The sequence below is a fragment of the Bacillus cereus group sp. MYBK30-2 genome, from assembly GCF_051915945.1.
GTDB lineage: Bacteria > Bacillota > Bacilli > Bacillales > Bacillaceae_G > Bacillus_A > Bacillus_A paramycoides.
Map to the genome: position 1 here is coordinate 692,066 of NZ_JBQAFR010000002.1, position 24,839 is coordinate 716,904.

Consider the following 24,839-nt stretch of genomic DNA (forward strand, 5'->3'; position numbering starts at 1 on the left):
GTAATGTCCCATTTTCATCCTTTCGTACCTCCAGCTGTTAAACCAGAAATAAAGTATTTTTGTAATGATAGGAATAAAATCGAAATTGGTATTGCAATTAATACAGAACCCGCTGCAAATGTTGTAAATTCATTACCAAATTTTTTCGCTACCATTTCATATAACCCAACTGCTAAAGTATAATTTTCCGGTGTGCGTAAAATAACACTTGCTAAAATAAAATCTGTAAATGGACCGATGAAAGTGAATAACGCTACAACCGCTACGATTGGTTTTGCAAGTGGCATAATAATTTGCCAGAAAATACGGAAATGCCCTGCTCCATCCATTCGAGCTGATTCGTCCAACTCTTTCGGAATCGTATCAAAATACCCTTTCATAAGCCATGTATTCATCGGAATTGCTCCGCCCACATAAATTAAAATTAATGCAAGATGTGTATCAATTAATCCTGTTAACTGAGCTAATATATATAGCGCGATTAACGCTGCAAAGTTCGGAATCATTTGGAGAATTAAAAATGTTAATAAACCATTCTTTCTTCCAACAAAACGATATCTCGAAAACGCATAAGCAGTAAAGCTAATTGCTAACACCGAAAAGATCATCGTCATTACACTAATTTTTAAAGTATTTTTATACCAAAGTAAGTAATTACTTGAATCAAGATCAAGTAGCTGACGATAATGATCTAACGTTGCATTTTTCGGAATAATGCTAGAACCAGACAAACTATCTCCTGGATTAAACGATGAGCCAATAATCCATAGTAATGGATAGAAAATAATGACACACATTATGAAGATAACGAAATAACTTAATGAAAGACGTAACATCTTTTGTCGTTTAATATTCATTTACATCATATCCTCTTCTTGGAATGATTTTGTTCTCTTAAATTGCCATAACGCAACTGTAATAACGATTAACGATAAAATCATTGTAAGAGCTGCTGCTTTTCCGTACTGCGCCGAAGTCATCGTTAACTTATAGATCCATGAAATTAAAATATCCGTTCCACCTGCATTTTGTCCAGACACAGCAGGTCCCCCGCTATTAAATAGATAAATAATACTAAAATTATTAAAGTTAAACGTATATTGTGTAATCAAGATTGGAGCTGTTGCATATAGAACGAGTGGCAATGTAATTTTGCGGAACTGTTGCCAAGCTGTTGCTCCATCTACTGTAGCTGCTTCATATAATTCTCCTGGAATCGATTGCAATATACCTGTTGTCATTGCAAAGACAAACGGGAAACCGAGCCATGTTTGAATCATAATTAAAGCGATTTTCGACCAAAATGGATCAGTCATCCAAGCAACCTTTTCAATTCCGAATAAATCTAATACTTGATTGTTAATTGCTCCAAATGTCTCATTAAACATACCAGCAAATACAAGAATAGACACGAATGCTGGAACAGCCCACGGCAAAATAAAGATTGTACGAATAATCGCCTTCCCTTTAATACCAGGCTGATTTACGATAATCGCTAAAAAAATTCCAAGTGCTACTTGTAATGTCGTTGCAACGAACGTCCAAATGACAGTCCAAGAGAACACACTTAAAAATGTATCTCTCCACATTGGTAATGTGAAAATATCAATAAAGTTTTTAAAGCCCACCCAATCAACCAATTTAGCTGGTGGCGAATGATACAAATCGTAGTTCGTAAATCCAATTAAAATTACGAAAATGATTGGAAATACAACAACAAAGATAAGTAATAGAAACCCTGGTGAAACCATTAAATATGGAAAACCTTGATCTAATAAGTTACGATATTGCTCTTTTACGGAGTTTAATGGTGTTCCTATATCACGTTTCTTCCCATTTTGATATGCATCATATAAATTAAATGCATATATTCCTAGTCCGAACACTATGACGATAAGTGCCAAAATCCCTTCTACTAATAGAAAGACAGAATGGTCGCGTGGAACTTCTGTACCTAGTGTTACAATTCCCCATAATCCTATATTTAATAAATCAGCAAATGCTACAATAAATGAACCTGTTAATACTAGAAAAATAAGACCTTTAACATATTGTTTATTATATAGTTGACCAATGCCTGGAATGATTGATAACATGGTCGCTAATTTCCTATGCTTTGAACCGTTCACATCTTTCGTTGGTTCTATAGATGTTTGCATGTTCCTTCCCCCTTTTTTCTTCCTACTTGGAAGGGAGAGAATTCGTGCCTCTCATATTTAGAGGCACGAATTTCACCTTATTTTTTCTTACTATGATTTGCCTCAATATTACCTTTAATTTGTTTCACTGCATCATCAAGTGCTGCTTTTGGCTCTTGTTTATTTGATACAACTAATTGAAGCGCATCTCCAGCTGGTTTCCAAACTTCTTGCATTTCTGGAATATTTGGCATTGGAATTCCATTTTCTGATTGAGTCGCAACTGCTTTTGCAGCCTCATTATCTTTAATAACTGGATCTTCCATTACTGATTTAACTGGAGGAATTTCTTTTGTTTTCTCAAATCGAATTTTCGCGTTTTCTTCATTTGTTACCCACTCAGTGAATTTTGTAGCTAAATCATTTTGTTTAGAGAAGCTTGTTACATGCCATCCTTTTACCCCAACAAATGTTTTCATCGGTTGACCGTTTGGTAATTTCGGCATTGGAGCAACACCATAATCAATTCCAGCCTTTTCCATCGCTTGGAATGCCCATGGTCCGTTCATAATAGATGCTGCTTTTCCTTCATTAAATAATCCATCTGCAGCTGAACCGCCAGATTCACCAATAATTCCTTTTGGTAATAATTTTTCTTTATACCATTTTTGAATATATTCAGCACCTTGTACTGCACCACTATTATTTAATCCAATATCTGTCGGAGTCAGTTTTCCATCTTTTTCACCAAATACATAACCGCCCATACCCGCCATAAACGCGTTAGCAAAGTAGAAGTTATCTCCTAATGCTAAAAATCCGTACTTGCCATCCTTCGTAAAGTCTTTTGAGAAGTTAAACAGCTCGTCCATCGTTTCTGGTGCTTTTTGCATGAATTTTTTATTGTAAATAAAAATTGGTGTTTCAATTGCTTTTGGTAAACCGTATAGTTTTCCGTCGTATGTTTGTGCCTTTATTGATAGATCTGTAAATTTATTTTTTACCGTATCATCCACTTTCACCTCTGAAAGTAGCCCTTCTGTTACCGCATTACCAATATGATCATGCGGTAATGTTACAACATCTGGTCCTGTACCAGCTGGACCGTCGAGACGAAGTTTTTCTATTTGTTTCGTCATCTGAACCTCTACAACTTTTACTTTCACATTATATTTCTTTTCAAAACTTTCCACTGCCGGCTCTAGACCAACACCTTTTTTCTCATCTTCCCAAACGAGAAGATCATAATCCTTCTTCTCTTTACTTGCTTCTTTTTTCCCTGAATCTTTCGGTCCACATGCAGATAACATACCGATTGACAATGCTGAAATCGTTAATAGTGATAATGCTTTCTTCATCCCAAAAACCTCCCTAAATTGTCTATGTACCTTTTGATTGAAAACGTTTGCATTAGATAGTTTAATAGAAGCGCAAACAATATCATAATCTATGAAAACGTTTGCGCTATTTGTCTATCATTATACATCCTTTTATTCATTTTGCAAATATTAATTTTCAAAATAATCTTCTTCTACTCTTTATACATTGACTTTATATGAAATGAATACTACTCTTATAAGCAATATTAAAGTTATGAGAAAAGCAATCGTTTGCAACACATTCTTTATTATTACGTTTAAGGGAACGATATGTATAGAGATATTAAAGGGGGATTTTCTATATGTTTAAAGAAGCGATTTATCATAGGCCAAAAGATAATTATGCATACGCTTACGACGAAAAAACGATTCACATCCGGATGCGTACAAAAAGAAACGATGTTCACACCGCCACTCTTATCTACGGTGATCCTTACGAATGGCAAGATGGGAAATGGATTACAGCAAGTACATCGATGAAAAAAACTGGTTCTACTGAGCTATTTGATTATTGGTCAATTTCGATCGAACCAAAGTTTAAACGCTTACGTTATGGATTTGAATTAAAAAATGATGCAGAAACTCTTATTTATACAGAGCGCGGTTTTTTTTCTAACATCCCAAATGACGATGTTGGTAACTTTTTCTGTTTTCCGTTTATTCATGCAAAAGATGTTTTCAAAGCCCCGTCCTGGATTAAAGACACAGTATGGTATCAAATTTTCCCAGAACGATTTGCTAACGGGGATAGCGCAATAAATCCGGAGGATACTCTTCCTTGGGGAAGTACAGAGCCAACTGCGACTAATTTTTTCGGAGGTGACTTTGCTGGGATTCTTCAAAATCTTAATTATCTTGCGAAGCTTGGAATCTCCGGCATTTATTTCACTCCTATTTTTAAAGCTCATTCGAATCATAAATATGACACAATTGACTACATGAAAATCGATCCACAATTTGGGACAAAAGAAACTTTTAAAGAACTCGTTCAAGCGTGTCATAAACATGGTATAAAAGTAATGCTTGACGCTGTTTTTAATCATAGTGGATATTTTTTCGATAAATTCCAAGACGTACTAGAAAATGGCGAGAAGTCAGCTTATAAAGAGTGGTTCCACATTCATGAATTTCCGATCATAACCGAGCCACTTCCTAATTACGATACTTTCGCGTTTACACCATATATGCCTAAATTAAATACTGCACACCCAGATGTAAAAGAATACTTACTTGAAGTAGGTCGTTATTGGGTAAGAGAATTCCATATAGATGGTTGGCGCCTTGATGTAGCAAATGAAGTCGATCATAGTTTTTGGAGAGAATTCCGAAGTGAAATAAAAACAATAAATCCTGAAGTATATATTTTAGGAGAAATTTGGCACGATGCACTCCCATGGCTACAAGGTGATCAATTTGATGCTGTAATGAGCTACCCTGTTACAAACGCTCTACTTTCTTACTTTGCTAACGACTCCATTAAAGCAAGTGAATTCATGAAACAAATTACAGAATCTCTACATTCCTACTCTATGAATGTAAATGAAGCAGCATTTCATTTATTAGACAGCCATGATACACCAAGAATTTTAACAACATGTAAAGGAGATAAAAATAAGTTAAAGTTACTCTATGTATTCCACCTTTCTTTCATCGGTTCTCCTTGTATTTATTACGGAGATGAAATCGGTATGGATGGCGGAATGGACCCGGATTGCCGCAAATGTATGATTTGGGATACAAAAGAACAAGACCATGTATTATTTACACATATACAAACATTAATTTCATTACGGAAACAATATAAAGCATTTGGAGGACATGGTACTTTCCAATTCATCGAAGCAAATAATGAGCATAATTATATTTCTTATACAAAAACATATGAAGATGAAATTATCTTTTTCGTTCTAAATCCTACTAACGATGAAGTTACAGCTCCACTTCCTATTCATATTACAGGAAAAAAAATAATCAATATATATACAAATGAAGAATTTTCAGCGGAAGCAAGTGTACTACAAGTTACACTCCCTCCGTATGGATTCTCAATATTAAAATGGTAATAGAAAAGGCCTTATGCCGCTCGGGCATAAGGCTTTTTCTTATTTTAATTTATACACCATTGCTTCATATGGACGTAATGTAATGTTATCTATCGATCCGCTTTCCACGTCGTAATTGTGTATTAATAACTCTGATTCGCTATAAATGATGTCCTCAGGCAATTCAAATACACATTCATCGGCAGTGAAGTTTGCAATAACAAGAAGTCTTTCTTCTCCATACGTTCTTACATAAGCAAAAATAGACGGGTTATTTTCTAGTATTAAATCATATGCTCCATATACTACTATTTCATTGTTTTTGCGTAACTCAATTAACTTTTTATAGTAATAAAAAATTGATTCTTCGTCTCGCATCGCTTGTTTCACATTAATCTCTTTGTAATTAGGATTTACCGCAATCCAAGGCTCACCCGTTGTGAATCCAGCATGTTCTCTATCATCCCACTGCATCGGAGTTCTAGCGTTATCTCGGCCCTTTATATAAATAGATTGCATCACCTTATCTTTATCTTCGCCACGCTCTATAACTTTTTCTTTATACATATTTAGTGTTTCAATATCTCGATATTCATTAATTGATTCAAAGCGAACATTGGTCATTCCGATTTCTTCCCCTTGATAAATATACGGTGTTCCCTTCATCATATGAAGTACTGTCGCTAACATTTTCGCTGATTCAGTACGATAAACCCCATCATTACCAAAACGAGATACAACGCGCGGCTGATCATGATTATTCCAATAAAGACTATTCCATCCCGTTTGTTCTAATGCTTTTTGCCATTTTGTTAAATTTTGTTTCAACGTAAGGAGTGAACATGACTTTACATCCCATTTCCCGCCTTCTCCAGAATCTAAATCCATATGTTCAAATTGGAATACCATTTGCAATTCGTCCCGGTCTTCTCCTGTATACAATTTAGCCTCTTCTGTCGTTACTCCTGGCATTTCACCAACTGTCATAATATCATAATGAGACAATACCGCTTCATTCATTTCATGCAAATATTTATGAATGTTCGGACCGTTCATAAAATGCTTATGACCTGAAACATATCCTTCTTCGTCAGTTTCAACGGCTGGTAAGCCTTCTTCTTTAGAAATAAAATTAATAACATCCATACGGAATCCATCAATTCCTTTTTCTAACCAAAACTTCATCATTTCATAAACATCTTGTCTTACCTTTTCATTATCCCAATTTAAATCTGGCTGTTTTTTGGAAAACAGATGTAAATAATATTCATCTGTCATTTCATCATACTGCCATGCAGATCCACTAAAAGCTGCTCCCCAGTTATTCGGCTCTTTCCCGTCTTTTCCAGGACGCCATATATAGTAATCTCTATATTCATTATCTTTCGATTTACGTGATTCAATAAACCAATTATGTTCATCTGAAGTATGATTAACAACTAAGTCCATCATAAGTTTCATATTACGTTTATGCATTTCATGCAATAGTTCATCCCAATCTCCCATTGATCCAAACTCATGCATGATTTTACAATAATCACTTATATCATAACCGTTATCATCGTTTGGAGATTCATAGACTGGTGATAACCAAATTACATCAATACCTAATTCTTTTAAGTAATCTAGCTTCGAAAGAATTCCACGAAGATCACCTATACCATCACCGTTACTATCCATAAAACTACGAGGATAAATTTGATATACTACACTTTCTTTCCACCATTGCTTTTCCATTATGCTACCCCATTTCATCTATACTATAAATTTTTTCTTTTTTAAGGCGCAAACGTTTTCATTACTGAATGATAACAGATTCTATCCAAATTTAAAATAGCGCTTACAATGTTTATTTTCTTTTTTTAAGAAAACATACGGAACTTATTATATATTCAATAAGAAGAATGAAAACGTTTTATTTTTTTCTAGTGTTTTTATTTCTTTTTTGAATCTATTCGTTTATAATGAATTCAAAGAAAACGTTTGCATAAATTTCTAGGGGGAAATATCATGGCAGAACTGAAATTAGAAAACATTTATAAAATATATGATAATAACGTAACAGCCGTAACAGATTTTAATTTACATATTCAAGATAAAGAATTTATCGTATTCGTTGGTCCTTCTGGCTGCGGAAAATCTACAACACTACGAATGGTGGCTGGCCTTGAAGATATTTCAAAGGGAGAATTTTCAATTGATGGTAAGCTAATGAACGATGTTCCTCCAAAAGATCGAGATATCGCAATGGTCTTCCAAAACTACGCTCTTTATCCACATATGAGTGTATATGATAATATGGCATTTGGATTAAAACTTCGAAAAATACCGAAAGATGAAATCGACCGTCGAGTGAAAGATGCCGCTCAAATTTTAGGGCTTGAAGAATATTTAAATAGAAAACCAAAAGCGTTATCAGGTGGACAACGCCAACGTGTTGCATTAGGTCGAGCAATTGTTCGAGACGCAAAAGTTTTCTTAATGGATGAACCATTATCAAACTTAGACGCAAAACTACGTGTTGCAATGCGTTCAGAAATTTCCAAATTACATCACCGCCTTGGCACAACGACAATTTACGTAACACATGATCAAACAGAAGCAATGACAATGGCTTCACGTCTTGTTGTTATGAAAGACGGGAAAATCCAACAAATCGGAACTCCAAAAGAAGTATATGAAACACCTGAAAATATTTTCGTTGGTGGATTTATCGGCTCACCAGCAATGAATTTCTTCCGTGGAAAATTAACTGAAACCGATTTCGTTATAGAAAATGCACTAAAGATTAAAGTATCTGAAGGAAAAATGAAGTTATTACGCGAACAAGGCTATGTAAACAAAGAAATTGTTTTAGGTATTCGTCCAGAAGATATTCATGATGAACTATTATTTTTAGAAGCTTCACAAACTACTACTTTCACAACAAAAATTGAAGTTGCAGAGTTGTTAGGTGCTGAATCCATTTTATATATGAAACTTGGAAGTCAAGATTTCGCAGCACGTGTTGATGCAAGACATACTTTTTCACCTGGTGACCAAATTAAACTTGCATTTGATATGAACAAAGCACATTTCTTTGATAGTCAAACCGAACAACGTATTCGTTAAAAAGTAAATTCTTAATATATAACATACAAAAAAACCGTCCACATATATGCTGAGGGCGGTTTTCCATTATTATACTAGGGGTTCTATTGTATGAAATGATTGTCCTTTCGTGCTAATAATACCGAAAACCGGTAAGTCACTGAGCACCACTTCTTCTTGCTGTTTCATAAAAGATGACGTTAATTGTTTTATCTCTATCCAAACGTCATTAATACAAAGTACATTGGAATCGTTCTCTTGTTGACGGGAAAAAATAGAATCTATTTTATATAGACCAGCATTTTGAAAAAGCATATCAACACGACTGTATGCCTCCATTGCAAAACTGATAACTCGTTGCCAATCTCCTTGCTTTTCCATATCATAGGAGACAAAAAGTGCCTCTCCGCCTAGATTCGTAATTTCATCCGCTGTTGCTTGTCCACTTTCTTGATCAATGTCCGTCACAATTACTTTTGCGCCTTGCTTAGCCAACAAAAGAGCTGTACTACGTCCAATACCGATGCCACCACCAGTTACAATGGCAACTTTTCCTGCAAGCTTCATTTTCATTACCCCTTCTATAAGTCTTACCGTCATTCAGTATACTCCTTTATTAGATTAGTCTGCAAGCAGGAAAAGTTAACACTATGAATTGTAAACGTTTACTTTTTTACTCCTTCTTTTTTCTTACTATTATATTGATCAAAAATTAAACCTATAAAAATAAGAATTCCCCAAAAAATCAAGCTACCTCCCGTCATTCTAACTTCCCCCTTTGTTATATAACAATATTATGTGCATTCATTATATCATTTTCTTAATTTTCAATCTATTAAAACAAAAAATAGGATGTTTGAATTAGCTACTCGCTTCTTTAAACATCCTTCAGCAATATGGAGGGTACTATATAGGAGATATCCGCCCTATATAAATTCCATTATATCAATTCCATTTATCGAATTTTGTAAAATAATAAGAGGTAAATGATTATTTTTACAAAATTTAAATAAGACTCCCATCTAAATTAAATGGGAGTCTCACTGCTCGTAAAAGCACGATTGGTATGGCTTATAATCAATAGGGAGAGAAACGCTGATTCCCCCCACTTTATTACTATTATTTTTAATAGAATACATAATTTACATATCGCTTATACAAGACTCATCACTTTCGTCTTTGCAATTAAATCATGGAAGCCACAATTATCTTTGCGGAATAACATCATATATACATTGCATATTAATGGAATTCCAAGTAATAATATGCCTGGTAATAATAATACAAAAAATCGTATTATTAATGTTTGTAACGTTAGTTTTTCACTCGTTAATGAGATTATTTTTGTTCTTGTTACCTTTTTACCAAGTGTAGAACCGTTCCAAAGAAAAGGTAACATAATAAAATTTATTGCCATTAATACGAAAACAAGTGTGAGGTCATACCTATAGTCACCTAAACTTATATTAAAACGATTAAAAATAGCACTATAGTTTCCGGTGATAATAGCTACTACTGCACCGTACGTAACCGAGATTAAAAACATGTCAATAAGGGAAGCACCTATGCGATTCATTACAAGCGCTGGACGATGCATCTTTAACTTCATTCTGTGTCGACTCCTTCATATCCTTCTTTACCCGTTTCATCGTACCACTTCTAAAAAACATTGTAAACTAGCGTTTCTCTTACTTTTCTTGTACAATGTGTTACAACAGCATTGTAAAGGAGGTTCCCATATTGAAAAGATGGATAATCCTATTTGCCGCATTCTTATTAACAGGTTGTGCAGGCAATACAAATCATTTAACCTATACGATTAACGATGAATACGAACTCATGCATACTTCTGGAGATGCATTTGAACTTTTCCCCACACAGGATGCTGTATATGCAACACAGTATATCCCTGCAAAAATTACAGAGATTGCTTGGGATGATAAATATATTATCGCAAAACAAATTGAGGAAAAATCAGATCCAAATAATCCTGATTCAGCAATAACAAATAAAAAAAGTGAACATTATTGGATTATCGATGTAAAACACAATAAACGATTCGGTCCTTATAATGAAAAACAATTTAATGAACAAAAAGATGCTTTTAAAATTAAAGTGCCTTTTCAAAATGTAGAGTCATACGTTAAAGAACTAAAAAAACAGTCAGCATAATTTTGAATGCTGACTGTTTTTTCTTACATTATTATTAAGATATCTTATTTAGAAAGTGAAATATTAAAAGTTTGCGGTTCTTTAACAGTTTCATTTGTATCTCCTGCTGCTAAATCATCTGTCGTAAACTTAATATCCTTTACCTTTTCTTTTCCATCATCGAGTATTAGACCGATAATTCCTTCTCGTGTCTCACCAGGCTTATAATCTTCCCTTGATACACTCTTTGTACCAACGAGGGTGTCTTCATCGTATAAAAAGTTTTGAGTCGCTACATTAAAATGTTGTTTGTCATTTATTGTAACATCATTCATAGAGAAAAATTGCATATTTTTATCTCCACTATTTTCTACCTTATATGTAATTTCAACATAACGAATCGTATCACTAATCTCTGTTCCACTTAACGATGCGTATAATTCAGCATCTTCTTGACTAACTTTATCTCCCAATCTACGCTTTACTTCTTCAGGAGTTAATGCAGTATACACTTTTAATGTATTTTTTGCATCTTTGCTCATTTGTGATAATGAGATTACTTTAACGTCTTGTACGTGAATTTTCATTGGGGCCACTTCAAATGTTTGATTCACAGAATTGATCTGTTCTAATTCAAAAGTCCCCCATCCTTTTTCTTTCACCTTTTGCCCTACTTTTTTAAGCTCACGCCCACCATACTCTTTTGTTTCTGGAATAGATTCTTTCTTTTTAGGCTCTGCTTTCTTTTCTTCTTGATGGAAGCAACCACTTAACATAAGAAGAAAACTACATAAAACAAAAATACTTTTCCATGCTTTCATCATTTAATTTCTCCTAACACTATCATTCATTAAAATACACAATTAGTCCCTTGTTTTGTAAACTATAGAAACAATGAGAAGTCCACAAAACGAACTTGTCAGTCCAGCTACTATTATACCTCCTATTTGGAAAATATGAAAATAGGGGTCTAATAACGCGTGAACGATAAATATAATGGCTGCCACAACGATTGATGAAGCCCAATATTTCCTTTTTTCCGAAGCTAAACTAGTATCTTTATCCGTTTCTCTCCTATATTTCCATAGTACATATATTAGTAATAGTAGACCAAAACATGTACTCCCATGCTGCACATATTTATAAATTGGAATACCATGTAATCCTTGCTGTAACAACGGCATTTTCACAACAAAATAGCCTGTCTTATGGGTAAACGCATCCCAAACTACATGCGTCACCATACCGAATAGAGCAGAATAGCAAAATACAAAAAGATCTTTCCATGTATAAAGCCCCCACTTCTCATCTACTACATATTTATAATAACTAGCAAAAGGCTTAGGTAAATGTGTTATAAATGGTCCTTTTAAAATACGATGATATGCATATGCTAATAAAATAACAAGTGGTAAATTCAAATATAAAAACCCAGACCATGTATGTCCAATAATACCGTATGGCCTAAAATGTAAAAAATATTCAAAATCAGGTGCCATACTACCTAATATAAGAGCCGTCACTGAAATATAGCTAGAATGTTTCTTAGCGAAAGGGAGAACAGCTGCTGGATGTGCAAATGTAAACGGCATGTTTTAACTCCTTTTCATATTTTCAATAGAATACATTCTATCATAACGACATGAACAATCTCTATGCAATATTTATTTTCACATTGGAATATGATAGTTTAAATGTTATAATCACATGAAATATTCAGATAATAAGGAGAGGTTCATGTGTCGTTAACACTTTTCTTTTCTCTTATTCTTTCTATTCTTTTAATAAGTACATACATAGGATTTTTTCTATGGAAGAACTTTAACATTATAAAATATACGCCTGCTCTAGTTGGCTTTATAAGCGTTCTTTTCATTTTTATATTGAAGAGAATGACTTTCGGATGGGAAGGTCTCGGTTTTGGCGCACTTCAATATACGATATTATTAGCAAGCTGTCTTACACTTGTATTCGCTGCTTTTTTAGAAACAAAATCCCTTATGAATTGAGGTTTGTACATTGATCGAAACACCCTTTTTAAAAAGTGTCTCATTACAAAAAGAAAATATCCCTAGTTTTTCCGCATATCCATACTGTTTACCGGCCATCCGAACATTACAATCACTCGTTTTCCATCCGAATGTAACATTCATTATTGGAGAAAATGGAACTGGTAAATCAACATTACTCGAAGGAATTGCAGTTTCTCTAGGTTTTAATGCAGAAGGAGGAACGAAGAACTTCCGTTTTAACACGTATGATTCACATTCACCTTTACATGAATACATTCGAATTTCAAAAAGTTTCAACACACCAAAAGACGGATTCTTTCTACGTGCCGAATCATTTTATAACGTCGCTTCTTACATTGATGAAATGGATAACGATTCAGAAGGACTTGGGGAAAAAGTTATTAATTCTTATGGTGGTATTTCACTACACGAACAATCCCATGGAGAATCATTCTTCTCATTATTTATGAATCGTTTTTCAGGGCAAGGTTTATACATTTTAGATGAGCCTGAGGCAGCTTTATCCCCAATGAGACAACTTTCAATGCTTATTCGTATGCATGAACTAGCTGAACAAGGTTCACAATTTGTTATTGCGACCCATTCTCCTATTTTAATGGCTTATCCCGAATCTACTATATACTCTTTAACTCAAGAAGGGATTCACGAATCGACATTAGAAGAAACGGAGCATTACCAAACGACGAAACTTTTCTTTGAAAATCGCGATCGATTATTTCATCATTTATTTGAGTCATAAAAAAAGAGGCAGCAATCGCTGCCTCTTTTTTATAGCGCTTCTATAAATAATGCTACTCCAATACCGCCTCCAACGCATAGAGAGGCAATACCTTTTTCTAATCCACGTCGTTTTAATTCGTGAATTAAACTTACCGTAATACGAGCTCCTGTACAACCGATTGGATGTCCAAGTCCTACACCACTACCGTTTACATTCACTTTCTCACGATCTAAACCTAATTCTTTCTCTACAGCTAAATATTGCGCAGCGAAAGCTTCATTAATTTCAAGTAAATCAGCGTCTTCTAATGACCACTCTACTTTTTCTAATCCTTTGCGAATTGCTGGTGCCGGTCCAATCCCCATAATTTTCGGATCTACTCCAGCTACTGAATATCCAACAATTTTAGCTAATGGCTGTAAGCCTTTTTCCTTCGCTTTTTCTTCACTCATTAATACTAGAACTGCACTTCCATCATTAAGACCAGATGCATTCCCTGCAGTTACTGATCCATCTTTACGGAAAGCTGGTTTTAATCCTGCTAATTTTTCAGCTGTAATATCTGCACGTGGATGTTCATCCTTTGCAAATACAACTTCTTTTCTACGTTCTTTTATCGTAATAGGAACAATTTGATCGTCAAAATATCCAGATTCAATCGCTTGCAGCGCCAATGTATGACTACGAAGCGCAACTTCATCTTGTTCCTCTCTTGTAATTTCATATTGTTCAACTAAGTTTTCCGCTGTTTCCCCCATCATAATATGATGGATCGGATCTTCTAAAACTTCCCACACCGTATCACGAATTTCTCCGTGCTGTAGACGTTGTCCCCAGCGGTGTTGTTTTAATGCATAAGGGCTCGAACTCATCGCTTCTACTCCACCTGCAACAACAATATCACTTACACCTAATTGGATTTGCATTGCAGCGGACATAATCGCTTGCATACCTGAAGAACATTGACGTTGAATCGTATAACCAGTAACTGTGTCAGGAAATCCTGCCGCTAATGCAGCCGTTCTTGCCGTATTTGCTTCATCAGTTCTTTGAATACAATGACCTAAAATTACTTCATCAACTTCATGTGGCTCCACTCCGCCTCTTTTTACAGCTTCCTGAAGTACAGGAACAGCTAATTCTACTGGTGTTATATTTTTTAGTGCTCCTCCAAAAGTTCCAATTGGTGAACGAACTGCAGCTGTAATGACAACATTATGCATTTTGTACTTGCCCCTCTCTTATGTACCCTAATAAGTTTTTAGATGGATTTCCATAAGATGTATGTCTACCATTATCATACTATAAACATACTAAAAAATCAAAATATTTAATATAATAAAAATAGAAGGAATTAACCTTCTATTCTGTTAATGCATATAAAAATTTTTGTAAAATCTTCTCTGTCGTTTCATTCAATTTCGGTAACTTATCTACCGGAAAATATTGAAGCTGCAGCCCTTCATGATCCAGCCTTAATTCTCCACTTACATGATGCGCCTGATAAAGATGAATTACATTAAAAATTTCATCTCCATTTGGATAACGGAAATAAACTTCCTTTCCTGAAAGAACACCAAGAAATTGCATTATTTTCGCACTTAGCCCCGTCTCCTCGAATAATTCTCTACGAGCAGTTTCTTCTGTCGTTTCACCCAGTTCCATCGCCCCACCAGGTACACCCCAATCATATGTATCTGAACGATATTGAAGCAATACTTCTTGATTATCATTTAATATAATAATTGCTGACCCTACTAGAATAAGTGGTCTCGTACCAACTACTTTGCGTAACTCTTCAATATACCCCAATATGCAAACTCTCCTTTCCTGACCCTTCCTTATCATAACAAAATTCTCTTCCCTTTGTTGATGTAATTTTCAATTAAAAAAGGAAGCTTTCGCTTCCTTTTTTACCTTTATTTTCTAAGACTTTCGTATTTTACAGTTTCAAAAGCCTCTTCAATTTCCTCATTACGATAATGGACATATGTAAAACGCCCCAATTCTACTAATCTAGCTATTTCTTGTAGCGCTTTATATTGGTCATATTTTTCTTCAATTGTAATATGTACATGAAATTTCATTAATGGATGTTCATATAAAGGTTCTCCCACCTCTACATATACATCTTCAACCCCTTGCACAACTCTTACATAGCTCGCAAATTGATAAAGAGCTTCTCTGTCTGAAACAATTTTTAATGTATACATATATACTCCCCCTTTTCTTTACTATATCAAAAAGATGACCATACTACGTTATAGAACTATGAAATTTTTTCGACTTATATTATATATATTTCAACAAAAACGGTTATACGCCTCCAAAAATAGAAGTAATGACAACTAGGGTTTTTATCCATACCTACCACCTTTTCCTCACATATATTATAGGAAGAATTTTTTCCATTTGAGGTGTTTTCAATGGATCAATATTTAAATATATGTATTTGCATTACCCCAGGAGCTGATATTTCAGACGAACGTATCGCAAAAGATTTAGCTGTCGCAGAATCAATATGGTATCCCATTACATTTCAAATTAAAGATGTAATTGTATTAAACGAGTTATTCCGCTTTACGAATGGAGAAATTAGTTATAAAAACTCTATTCAAAACCAACCGAAATTATCATCTTTTTTTAACACTTGTATTTCCGAATCCCCAAATTGTGATTTGTACATTTGCTACATCGCTAGTGATTATTTCAAAGAAACGGCAGTAATTGCCTGCGCTTACTCTTTAGCGAAGCAACAGCAACTCACTGGCTATATCGTTTTAACAAACTCAGCTGCTCCAATAAAAAATATATACACCCTCGCTCACGAAATTGGTCATATTTTATTTACAAGGCGGATTCATGGAAAACTTACGCACGCTGATCCCCATTCTCCAACAGGTTCTGAACATCATCCTTCTCCATCCAACCTTATGTATCCTATAGTCCCCCGCCCTGATCAAGTTCATATCAATTCATTATTAACAAATGAGCAAAAAGCTCTTTCTTTACAAAGTCCTTTATTACACAGAAAAAAACAGTAACAATATTGTTACTGTTTAAAACATCATATTCACATCAACAAAGCAAATACCGGCTGCCAGAAATAAAAATATACAACTAAAAGTAAACGTAACCCCTCTAAAAATCCTAATATAATATTTCTTTGGAAATATTATATTGCATATCTAGAGCAGCCTTTTTCTTATTAAACACCTAATTCACACTTTTTTCTCTTCAATTTTTAAATACCATCTCATTAATCCATATAAACTACCATACATAAGTAAAACCTTTGCAATTCCCCAAAATATATTCCTCTCTTCTAAGTCTTTAAATATAAACATAATTACTAAAGGGACAATTAACGCAAGAACGCCCATCCAACCAAGAACATACACTTCACCAATAAGAAGTAACAAAAAGATAATTGCGGCTAATATATAAGTTTGTATTGTCGTCAATTGTAAGACAGATGTACCGTACCATTTATCAATAAACATCAATAATACTAATAATAGAATAGGGACCATCACTATCATATAAATAATTCCGAACTCTACTAACTTACTTTTAAAAGAAGACATTCTAAACGCAACAATGGTTCCGACGATCGTAATCATTAATACGATTGGATAACCAATTAATTGTACATTAGTTAGTGTAAATTGCTGATTTGGATTATTAAACAAAATATGAGTTAATAACCAATACCCACCAACACCAATTATCATTGCAAGAATACTTTTTATACTCCCGCTTTTATCCTTCTCCATCTCTTTCGCTAACTCTTCCGCGTATGCTTTTGGTGAATCACCAAATATATCACTTACCGTCTTTCCCTCTTTCTCACCTTCTATTAAATGAAGCTCTGCATCTTCTAGAAAAGCATCCACATCTTCTTCTTTAATTCCCTTCGTTATTAAATACACTTTCGTATCGATTAAAAACTTTTCCCCTTCTTTAGAAACTTGCATCATAACCCCTCCCTTATTTGACCGTCTCTCTTTTATTCGCCTTCATCATAATTTCAAGGAAAATTAAAACAAATAAACTTCCGTATAAACATATAATTTGAAATAACATTGGAATTAGTTCTTCTGATGTAAATGTTTTAAAAACTAACATAATAGAAAGTGGAATGATTAAGTATAAATTTTTAAACCATCCTTCAAAATATACATTTATAACTACCGTGATAATGAAAATTATCCCAGCCAATATATAACTTTGTACTAGAGTGAACGTAAACATCGTTGTAGGATATATCACATCTAATATAATAACTACACCTAATAAAAACATTGGCGCTATCATTACTAAAAACCACATAGAAAACCAGTTTTTTGTAAAACTTGTCAAAAAGGTCATTTTACGAAGTAGAAAATTAGGACCAATAATAGCTAGAATCAATGTAAGGCTATATCCAACACATTGAATAAACGAAATCTGTAGAATCCCATTATTGACTACTAGAATAGAACCGATAATCCAAAACGAAACGATATTCATTACCGTATAGCCAATTTGCTTCCACGTTTCCTGTCTATCCTTTTCCATCACTTTTACAAGTTCATTTGCGTATTCTTTCGGTGAACTCCCAAAAATGTCTACTACACTTTTCCCATCACTCTCACCTTCAATTAAATGGAGTTCTGCATCTTCTAAAAAATTATGAACATCACTTTCTTTAACACCCTTTGCAGTCAAAAATAATCTCATATCTAATAAAAACTTGCGTGCTTCATTTGATAGCATTATTTTCTGCTCCTCTTCCCTTCCAGTAGACGCTCTACACTACTTTGCATCGCTTCCCAGCGATCCATAAATTCATCTAGTGCTTCTTCGCCTTTTTCTGTTAATGTATAATATTTTCGCTTTGGGCCAGATGGAGATTCCTTCATTACACTTGTTATTAATCCTTCCTTTTGCATTCGTATTAATAACGGATAAATACTCCCCTCACTTGCCATTGTGAAACCATATTTCGCTAGTTTTTCACTCATTTCATAACCATATATTTCACCTTCAGAAATAATAGCAAGGAGGCAACCTTCTAAAATCCCTTTTAGCATTTGACTTGTCGACATAATTCAAATCCTCCTACTATCTTGTTTTACAAGGTAGATAAGCGTAAGTATCTCGCTTTACAAAATAGTATAGCAGAGGCTATTTTGCAAAGCAAGATAGCTAACGACATTATTTCCAAATGTTTGCAGGAATTTCATTATCGCTTCTCTAAATAGAGCAATAAGAGAACTATTAGCCCGCTATTTGTGGGCTAATAATCAGTGAGGGATGCCCTCCACTGATTAAAATTTCACTTTATTATGAAGGAGTGTTTTTCATCATGGTTACAAATCGAGTTGTTTTTTTAACAGGTGCTGCGAGCGGTATTGGTTATGAAATGGGAAATGCTTTCGCAAAAGAAGGTGCAAAAGTTGTCATTAGTGATCGCCTTGAAGATCGTGCAAAAGAAGCTGCTGAACAATTACAAAAAGAAGGTTTTCAAGCTATCGGTTTAAAATGTGACGTTACCTCCGAAGAAGAAATTGCAGCAGCAATTTCTCAAACAGTTACTCATTTCGGTTCATTAGATATATTAATTAATAACGCCGGAATGCAACATGTCTCACCAATTGAAGATTTTCCAACGGATAAGTTCGAACTTCTTATTAAAATTATGCAGATTGCTCCGTTTATCGCAATTAAGCATGCCTTTCCTATTATGAAGAACCAAAAATATGGGCGAATTATTAATATTGCTTCTATTAACGGCCTTATCGGATTTGCTGGAAAAGCTGCTTATAATAGTGCGAAACACGGAGTAATTGGATTAACAAAAGTGGCTGCTTTAGAGGGAGCAACTCATGGAATTACTGTAAATGCTCTTTGCCCTGGATATGTTGATACCCCCCTTGTACGCAATCAACTACAAGACTTAGCAACTACACGGAATGTACCACTTGAAAATGTTTTAGAAGATGTCATTTATCCACTTGTACCACAGAAAAGATTGTTACAAGTACAAGAAATTGCTGATTATGCTATATTTTTAGCTGGTGAAAAAGCAAAAGGTATAACTGGTCAAGCTGTCGTTATCGACGGTGGTTATACTGCTCAATAAGAGAAATAACGTGAAACTTTAATCAGTGAGGATTTTGTCCATCCTCACTGATTATTATCCCGCACATAGCGGGATAAAGTTTGCTCACAAAGAGCAAACTTTATTCTATTTTCTATCGCGAGGATCTTCATACTTTAGTAATTGTTGCGGGAGTTTTTCAATTGCAACAATTACTCCATCTAATTTACTTTCAATACGATGTAGTAAATATAATGTTACAACAATCGGAAACCCCACATTACCTATCATCGAGATCCACTCTTCCATCCTTCTCTCCTCCCTTCATTACATAAATAAGGGAAAAAGAAAACTTTAGGCATAAAAAAACAAGCTATTATTAATTAGCTTGTTTTTTAAATAATGACGTAATTTCATCTTTATAATCCCCTCTTAAAATACCCTTCTCAGTAATAATACCTGTAATTAATTCATGTGGTGTTACGTCAAATGCAGGGTTAAATACAGGAGTACCTATTGGCGCCACTTGTTTCCCAAAAATTTTCGTAACTTCTGTTTCGTCTCTTTCTTCAATGACAATTTCAGCACCTGTTTGTTTCGTAATATCAAATGTAGATAGCGGAGCTGCAACATAAAATGGGATACCGAAATACTTTGCTAGTATAGCTAAATTTAATGTTCCTATTTTATTAGCAGTATCACCATTTTCAACGATTCGATCTGCCCCTACGATAATTGCATTAATTTCTTTCGTTCGAATTGCATGAGCTGCCGTATTATCCGTAATAAGCGTTACATCAATGTTTGCTTGCTCTAATTCCCATGTCGTTAAACGACCACCTTGTAACACTGGTCTCGTTTCACACGCATACGCATGTAAATGCACACCTTTCTCGTTCCCAATATAAAACGGTGCTAATGCGGTACCATATCTAGCAGTTGCAATACTCCCTGCATTACAAATTGTTAAAATTTTATCACCGTCTTTAAAACATGTTAAACCATGTTCTCCAATACTTCGGCACACCTCTTCATCCTCTTGTTGAATGCGAAGCGCTTCGTCTTCTAATATTTTTTGTGCTTCTTTTATTGTAGTAATCTCTTGAATAGATTCTCTCATACGATCGATTGCCCAAAATAAATTCACTGCCGTCGGACGTGATGTCCCTAAATAATTACAATCTCGATTAAACTTCTTTTGAAATTCATCGATATTTGGTGCATTGTATTTCTTTGCCGCAAGTGCCAAACCAAACGCAGCTACAATTCCAATTGCAGGTGCTCCGCGTACTTCTAACATAATGATGCTTTTCCATACCTCTTCAATAGTCGTTAATGTTTTGTATTCAGTGACATGCGGTAGTTTGGTTTGATTTAATACCGCAATGGCATCGCCTTTCCAACTTACAGATCTCGGAACAGTAATAATTGTACTCATGCCTTTATGCCTCCTGAAACTGTATGTTGAAATAATGTTCGAAACAGTTGAATATCTGCGCTCTTTGATTCATATTTTAATAGTTCTTTTCCTAAGTAAAGTGCTTGTTTCTTAGCTTGGATTCTTCTTTCTTTATCTGCTATTTCATCTAAATCAGCTACATGCGCTAAGCCAATTGTTCTACGAATAAGTTCACATCCGGCAAATCCAACAGCATCACTAAAAATGTTTTGCAAAATAATTGGTAACCATTGCTTTTCTTTCGTATATGCTTCTACACCTTCTCCAATCCATAACTTCGTAAAAGCTTCTACAAAATAACTCCATGTCTTCTCTATATGGAAAAACAACACATTTCTTTTTTCCTCTTCTCGCGATAACGCATTTAACAATAAATTTGCAATAAATTGACCTAAATCAAATCCAAACGGGCCATAAGTTGCGAACTCTGGATCAATTACTTTCGTTTCAGCAGGTGATGAAAAAATACTACCAGTATGCAAATCCCCATGAATGAGCGCTTCTTTTCTCGTTAAGAACTTATATTTATGCTGCGCTACTTTTAATTTTAAAGTTTTGTCACTCCAAAGTTCATCAACTACTAGTTTCAAATCTGGCTCATAATCATTCGTATCATAATGACCAAATGGATCTGTAAATACTAAATCTTCTGTAATTTTACAAAGATCCGGATTAACAAATGTGCCATCCAACACTCTTTTCTCTTCTGAGCGTAAGCCGAAATCTGAAGTATAAAATAAAACATGTGCTAGAAAACGACCGATATGCTGAGATAAAAGCGGATACTCTTCTCCGTCTATTAATCCTTTTCTTGTAATTGTCAACCTTGATAAATCTTCTATTACTGTTACTGCCAGCTTCTCATCATGACTGTATACTTCCGGAACGTATTCCGGTACATACTTCGCAAAAATTTGCAGTGCTTTACTTTCAATTGTCGCTCTTTTTATAGACAGTGGCCAGCTCTCACCAACTACTTTTGCATATGGAAGTGCTTGTTTTATTATAATCGTCTTCTCTCCATCATCTAATTTGAAGACGTAATTTAAATTGCCATCCCCAATTTCATGGCAGACTACAGTTGCTTTCTTTTCAAAATAGCCATGTTCTTTTGCGTATTGCACAGCTGTTTCTTCTGTTAATGAATAATATCCCACCGTCTTCTCCTCCTTTTAATTCAGAGGTTTTTCAACATAAGAAAAACCTCTTTCCACGAAGAAAGAGGTTTGAAGTTTATCTTCTCCCCTCTTATCTGCCAGAAAGTTTACTTTCTGCTGGAATTAGCACCGTGCCTTTTTGGCGTAATAAACGCCCCATTTCACAATGGTATTACGGTCGGTTGCTGGGCTTCATCGGGCCAAATCCCTCCACCTGCTCTTGATAAGAGTTGTATATTTTTGAATTTTCAACTTTATGATGAAGACTATACCAAGAATAAAAATCATTTGTCAACATTTTATTTGTATAATTCTGGACGGCGATCAGCGAACACTGGAATTCCTTTACGTACTTCTTTAATTTTCTCGAGTTTAAGCTCTCCAAATAAAATAGATTCCTCTTCACTTACCTCTACAACAACTTCACCCCAAGGATCCACAATTAAAGAATGACCTGCAAACTCATTATTCGGATCCTTTCCTGCTCTATTACACGCCACAACATAACACTGGTTTTCAACTGCTCTCGCTTGCAAAAGCAAGCGCCAATGTGCTAAACGGGCTAACGGCCACTCTGCTACAACAAATAAAACTTTTGCGCCTTTAGCAGTATGAACACGCATCCACTCTGGAAAACGAATGTCATAGCAAATTGCTCCCGCGCACTCTACATCATCTAGCGTAAATTCACCTGTTCCATTACCAGCGATTAAATACTTATGTTCATCCATAAGCTGAAATAAATGCACTTTACTGTATTCATTTACTAGCTGCCCTTCGCGATTTACAACATACATCGTATTTGTAACACCTTGCTTCGTTTGCTTTGCTATAGAACCACCAACAATATGTACACCATATTGTTTTGACCATTCTTTCAACATATCTTTCGTTTCCAATCCATTCCTATCCGCAATCTCAGAAAGCCTCGTTAAATCATAACCTGTTGTCCATAGTTCTGGCAGTACAATAACATCCGGCTGCTCTTTCATAGCTTCGCTTATTTGTTTTTTTGCATTTTCAATATTCTTTTCCACATCCCCAAATACGATATCCATTTGAATACATGCGACTTTCATTTTGTCAGCCCCATTCATTATTTTTTCTTTACAAAATACTGGAAAGATTATATCATTTGTCACTAGAATTGTAACAACTTTCAAAAGAGGTGGAAAGTATGAAAAATTTTCAACCTTCCGAGGTAGTAACATCATTGCCGACACAATTTTTCGCTTCACTTGTTGCAAAAGTTAACAAAGTCGTTGCAGCTGGTCACGATGTTATTAATCTAGGTCAAGGAAATCCAGATCAACCAACACCGTCGCATATCGTAAAAGCTTTACAAGATGCGGCAGAAAAGACCCTTCATCATAAATATCCGCCATTTCGCGGACATGAAAGCTTAAAAGAAGCCGTTGCCACGTTTTATGAACGTGAATACGGAGTGACAGTAAATCCCGCTACCGAAGTCGCTATTTTATTTGGCGGAAAAGCTGGACTCGTTGAATTACCACTTTGTTTTACAAACCCTGGTGATACTATTCTCGTTCCAGATCCAGGGTATCCAGATTATTTATCTGGTGTTTCTTTAGCAAAAGCACACTTTGAAATAATGCCACTTGTCTCAGAAAATAATTTTTTACCGGACTATTCAAAAATAGATGACTCTATTGCCAAACAAACAAAGTTAATGTTTTTGAACTACCCTAATAATCCAACTGGGGCTGTAGCATCAAAAGAATTCTTTGATGAAACAATTCATTTCGCTAATAAGCATAATATATTAGTTGTTCACGATTTTGCATACGGTGCTATCGGATTTGACGGAAAAAAGCCCGTTAGTTTCTTGCAAGCAGACGGCGCCAAAGATACCGGCATTGAAATCTACACTTTATCAAAAACTTTCAATATGGCCGGATGGCGTATCGCTTTTGCTGTCGGCAATGAAAGTGTCATTGAAACGATTAACTTATTACAAGATCATATGTATGTTAGTATTTTTGGAGCTGTACAAGAAGCTGCCCGTGAGGCTCTATTAAGCCCGCAGTCTTGTGTAGTAGAACTTGTAAATTGTTATGAATCTCGAAGAAATGCTCTTATTAAAGCTTGTCATTCAATCGGATGGAATGTAACTATTCCAAAAGGATCATTCTTTGCATGGCTTCCTGTCCCAGAAGGTTTCACTTCTGAACAATTTGCTGATATGTTACTTGAAGAGGCCCATGTCGCTGTTGCCCCTGGTGTTGGATTCGGTGAACATGGCGAAGGTTATGTTCGTGTCGGTCTATTACATACGGAGGAACGATTGCAAGAAGCCATTAATCGAATCGATAAATTAAAAATTTTCAAAAAGTCATTGACAACATAAAAGATATCTGACAAAATTCAGATATCATAAAAATTTAAACATTTCTAAATACTTCTTATCAAGAGCAGGTGGAGGGACGAGCCCGACGAAGCCCGGCAACCGATCTACAATTGTAGACACGGTGCTAATTCTCGCAGCGTTACGCTGACAGATAAGGAGCTGGTTGTAAAAAAACCTCTCCTTAGCTGAGAGGTTTTTTTATTTAACTAGGAGGTT

Annotated in this window: 27 protein-coding genes, 1 pseudogene and 2 riboswitches; of the genes and pseudogenes, 8 read left to right on the forward strand and 20 right to left on the reverse strand. The window is 35.0% G+C overall.

Annotated elements, in window-relative coordinates:
• Nucleotides 1-14: 14 nt before the first annotated feature.
• From malD to ACTFQM_RS15060, 3 genes are all read right to left on the reverse strand, one after another.
• Nucleotides 15-857 carry a maltosaccharide ABC transporter permease MalD gene (malD, locus tag ACTFQM_RS15050; protein ID WP_025150412.1) on the reverse strand — a complete coding sequence of 281 codons (843 nt, stop codon included), beginning with the start codon at nucleotides 855-857 and terminating at the stop codon, nucleotides 15-17.
• Nucleotides 858-2,159 carry a maltosaccharide ABC transporter permease MalC gene (gene malC, locus ACTFQM_RS15055; protein WP_440035049.1) on the reverse strand — a complete coding sequence of 434 codons (1,302 nt, stop codon included), beginning with the start codon at nucleotides 2,157-2,159 and terminating at the stop codon, nucleotides 858-860.
• A gap of 77 nt (nucleotides 2,160-2,236) precedes the next feature.
• Nucleotides 2,237-3,496, reverse strand: a complete 1,260-nt coding sequence (locus tag ACTFQM_RS15060) for an extracellular solute-binding protein (protein ID WP_025150410.1) — start codon at nucleotides 3,494-3,496, stop codon at nucleotides 2,237-2,239.
• A gap of 323 nt (nucleotides 3,497-3,819) precedes the next feature.
• Between ACTFQM_RS15060 and ACTFQM_RS15065 the strand changes: the two genes are divergently transcribed.
• Nucleotides 3,820-5,580, forward strand: a complete 1,761-nt coding sequence (locus ACTFQM_RS15065; protein WP_440035052.1) for an alpha-glycosidase — start codon at nucleotides 3,820-3,822, stop codon at nucleotides 5,578-5,580.
• A 39-nt stretch (nucleotides 5,581-5,619) separates the two neighbouring features.
• Here the strand turns inward: ACTFQM_RS15065 and ACTFQM_RS15070 are convergent, their stop codons facing one another.
• Nucleotides 5,620-7,296, reverse strand: coding sequence for a glycoside hydrolase family 13 protein (locus ACTFQM_RS15070; protein ID WP_440035053.1), 1,677 nt, complete (start codon nucleotides 7,294-7,296; stop codon nucleotides 5,620-5,622).
• Nucleotides 7,297-7,569: 273 nt separating this feature from the next.
• On the opposite strand from ACTFQM_RS15070, the gene ACTFQM_RS15075 reads away from it, so the two are divergent.
• Complete coding sequence (locus ACTFQM_RS15075) at nucleotides 7,570-8,670, forward strand: ABC transporter ATP-binding protein (RefSeq protein WP_071718771.1); 1,101 nt, start codon at nucleotides 7,570-7,572, stop codon at nucleotides 8,668-8,670.
• 69 nt (nucleotides 8,671-8,739) lie between these two features.
• Here the strand turns inward: ACTFQM_RS15075 and ACTFQM_RS15080 are convergent, their stop codons facing one another.
• From ACTFQM_RS15080 to ACTFQM_RS15090, 3 genes are all read right to left on the reverse strand, one after another.
• Nucleotides 8,740-9,249 (reverse strand): SDR family NAD(P)-dependent oxidoreductase, encoded by a 510-nt coding sequence (locus tag ACTFQM_RS15080; RefSeq protein ID WP_440035055.1) that lies wholly within the window; start codon nucleotides 9,247-9,249, stop codon nucleotides 8,740-8,742.
• 65 nt (nucleotides 9,250-9,314) lie between these two features.
• Nucleotides 9,315-9,413 (reverse strand): hypothetical protein, encoded by a 99-nt coding sequence (locus tag ACTFQM_RS15085; protein ID WP_002173252.1) that lies wholly within the window; start codon nucleotides 9,411-9,413, stop codon nucleotides 9,315-9,317.
• A gap of 389 nt (nucleotides 9,414-9,802) precedes the next feature.
• Complete coding sequence (locus ACTFQM_RS15090; RefSeq protein ID WP_440035057.1) at nucleotides 9,803-10,258, reverse strand: RDD family protein; 456 nt, start codon at nucleotides 10,256-10,258, stop codon at nucleotides 9,803-9,805.
• A 131-nt stretch (nucleotides 10,259-10,389) separates the two neighbouring features.
• Here ACTFQM_RS15090 and ACTFQM_RS15095 point away from each other — a divergent pair, with 131 nt between their 5' ends.
• Complete coding sequence (locus ACTFQM_RS15095) at nucleotides 10,390-10,821, forward strand: DUF3997 domain-containing protein (RefSeq protein ID WP_048374066.1); 432 nt, start codon at nucleotides 10,390-10,392, stop codon at nucleotides 10,819-10,821.
• A 44-nt stretch (nucleotides 10,822-10,865) separates the two neighbouring features.
• Here the strand turns inward: ACTFQM_RS15095 and ACTFQM_RS15100 are convergent, their stop codons facing one another.
• The gene (locus ACTFQM_RS15100; RefSeq protein WP_002173255.1) at nucleotides 10,866-11,624 is read right to left on the reverse strand and encodes a hypothetical protein; all 759 of its coding nucleotides are present in this window, start codon (nucleotides 11,622-11,624) and stop codon (nucleotides 10,866-10,868) included.
• A gap of 39 nt (nucleotides 11,625-11,663) precedes the next feature.
• Entirely contained in the window at nucleotides 11,664-12,392 is a 729-nt protein-coding gene (locus ACTFQM_RS15105) for a DUF4184 family protein (RefSeq protein ID WP_440035058.1), read from the reverse strand.
• A 147-nt stretch (nucleotides 12,393-12,539) separates the two neighbouring features.
• Here ACTFQM_RS15105 and ACTFQM_RS15110 point away from each other — a divergent pair, with 147 nt between their 5' ends.
• Nucleotides 12,540-12,809 (forward strand): hypothetical protein, encoded by a 270-nt coding sequence (locus ACTFQM_RS15110; RefSeq protein WP_440035060.1) that lies wholly within the window; start codon nucleotides 12,540-12,542, stop codon nucleotides 12,807-12,809.
• A 10-nt stretch (nucleotides 12,810-12,819) separates the two neighbouring features.
• Nucleotides 12,820-13,572 (forward strand): AAA family ATPase, encoded by a 753-nt coding sequence (locus ACTFQM_RS15115; protein ID WP_025150400.1) that lies wholly within the window; start codon nucleotides 12,820-12,822, stop codon nucleotides 13,570-13,572.
• A gap of 29 nt (nucleotides 13,573-13,601) precedes the next feature.
• On the opposite strand, the gene ACTFQM_RS15120 is transcribed toward ACTFQM_RS15115, so the two are convergent.
• The 3 genes from ACTFQM_RS15120 to ACTFQM_RS15130 form a co-directional block, all read right to left on the reverse strand.
• Nucleotides 13,602-14,777 (reverse strand): acetyl-CoA C-acetyltransferase, encoded by a 1,176-nt coding sequence (locus tag ACTFQM_RS15120; RefSeq protein ID WP_440035061.1) that lies wholly within the window; start codon nucleotides 14,775-14,777, stop codon nucleotides 13,602-13,604.
• Nucleotides 14,778-14,916: 139 nt separating this feature from the next.
• Nucleotides 14,917-15,366 (reverse strand): NUDIX hydrolase, encoded by a 450-nt coding sequence (locus ACTFQM_RS15125; protein WP_002173260.1) that lies wholly within the window; start codon nucleotides 15,364-15,366, stop codon nucleotides 14,917-14,919.
• A gap of 107 nt (nucleotides 15,367-15,473) precedes the next feature.
• Nucleotides 15,474-15,767 carry a DUF3928 family protein gene (locus ACTFQM_RS15130; protein WP_002173261.1) on the reverse strand — a complete coding sequence of 98 codons (294 nt, stop codon included), beginning with the start codon at nucleotides 15,765-15,767 and terminating at the stop codon, nucleotides 15,474-15,476.
• Between the two features lie 213 nt (nucleotides 15,768-15,980).
• Between ACTFQM_RS15130 and ACTFQM_RS15135 the strand changes: the two genes are divergently transcribed.
• Nucleotides 15,981-16,598 (forward strand): ImmA/IrrE family metallo-endopeptidase, encoded by a 618-nt coding sequence (locus tag ACTFQM_RS15135; RefSeq protein WP_002173262.1) that lies wholly within the window; start codon nucleotides 15,981-15,983, stop codon nucleotides 16,596-16,598.
• 15 nt (nucleotides 16,599-16,613) lie between these two features.
• On the opposite strand, the pseudogene ACTFQM_RS15140 reads toward ACTFQM_RS15135, so the two are convergent.
• The 4 genes and pseudogenes from ACTFQM_RS15140 to ACTFQM_RS15155 form a co-directional block, all read right to left on the reverse strand.
• Nucleotides 16,614-16,742: pseudogene (locus ACTFQM_RS15140) on the reverse strand (DNA-binding protein); the annotation flags it as partial.
• A gap of 33 nt (nucleotides 16,743-16,775) precedes the next feature.
• Nucleotides 16,776-17,531, reverse strand: coding sequence for a DUF1129 domain-containing protein (locus tag ACTFQM_RS15145; protein WP_098473364.1), 756 nt, complete (start codon nucleotides 17,529-17,531; stop codon nucleotides 16,776-16,778).
• A gap of 13 nt (nucleotides 17,532-17,544) precedes the next feature.
• Entirely contained in the window at nucleotides 17,545-18,312 is a 768-nt protein-coding gene (locus tag ACTFQM_RS15150; protein ID WP_440035063.1) for a DUF1129 domain-containing protein, read from the reverse strand.
• Nucleotides 18,312-18,644: a PadR family transcriptional regulator gene (locus ACTFQM_RS15155; protein ID WP_048374071.1), complete on the reverse strand. Its 333-nt coding sequence runs from the start codon at nucleotides 18,642-18,644 to the stop codon at nucleotides 18,312-18,314. Before ACTFQM_RS15155 ends, ACTFQM_RS15150 begins: the two co-directional genes overlap by 1 nt.
• A 260-nt stretch (nucleotides 18,645-18,904) precedes the next feature.
• Between ACTFQM_RS15155 and ACTFQM_RS15160 the strand changes: the two genes are divergently transcribed.
• Nucleotides 18,905-19,681: a 3-hydroxybutyrate dehydrogenase gene (locus ACTFQM_RS15160; RefSeq protein WP_048374072.1), complete on the forward strand. Its 777-nt coding sequence runs from the start codon at nucleotides 18,905-18,907 to the stop codon at nucleotides 19,679-19,681.
• Between the two features lie 105 nt (nucleotides 19,682-19,786).
• Here the strand turns inward: ACTFQM_RS15160 and ACTFQM_RS15165 are convergent, their stop codons facing one another.
• The 4 genes from ACTFQM_RS15165 to ACTFQM_RS15180 all read right to left on the reverse strand — a co-directional run bounded on the left by ACTFQM_RS15165 (nucleotide 19,787) and on the right by ACTFQM_RS15180 (nucleotide 23,418).
• Nucleotides 19,787-19,948: a YvrJ family protein gene (locus tag ACTFQM_RS15165; protein WP_002173267.1), complete on the reverse strand. Its 162-nt coding sequence runs from the start codon at nucleotides 19,946-19,948 to the stop codon at nucleotides 19,787-19,789.
• Between the two features lie 70 nt (nucleotides 19,949-20,018).
• Entirely contained in the window at nucleotides 20,019-21,077 is a 1,059-nt protein-coding gene (gene mtnA / locus ACTFQM_RS15170; RefSeq protein ID WP_440035066.1) for an S-methyl-5-thioribose-1-phosphate isomerase, read from the reverse strand.
• On the reverse strand, nucleotides 21,074-22,255 hold the full coding sequence (gene mtnK / locus ACTFQM_RS15175; RefSeq protein ID WP_002173269.1) for an S-methyl-5-thioribose kinase: 1,182 nt from the start codon (nucleotides 22,253-22,255) through the stop codon (nucleotides 21,074-21,076). The genes mtnA and mtnK overlap by 4 nt, the downstream gene beginning before the upstream one ends.
• Nucleotides 22,256-22,343: 88 nt before the next feature.
• Nucleotides 22,344-22,485, reverse strand: a riboswitch (SAM riboswitch).
• 69 nt (nucleotides 22,486-22,554) lie between these two features.
• A complete protein-coding gene (locus tag ACTFQM_RS15180) occupies nucleotides 22,555-23,418 on the reverse strand; it encodes a carbon-nitrogen family hydrolase (RefSeq protein ID WP_440035788.1) in 864 nt (287 codons plus the stop codon).
• 14 nt (nucleotides 23,419-23,432) lie between these two features.
• Between ACTFQM_RS15180 and ACTFQM_RS15185 the strand changes: the two genes are divergently transcribed.
• Nucleotides 23,433-24,623, forward strand: a complete 1,191-nt coding sequence (locus tag ACTFQM_RS15185; RefSeq protein WP_440035067.1) for a pyridoxal phosphate-dependent aminotransferase — start codon at nucleotides 23,433-23,435, stop codon at nucleotides 24,621-24,623.
• Nucleotides 24,624-24,675: 52 nt separating this feature from the next.
• Nucleotides 24,676-24,781, forward strand: a riboswitch (SAM riboswitch).
• The last annotated feature ends 58 nt before the right edge of the window (nucleotides 24,782-24,839 follow it).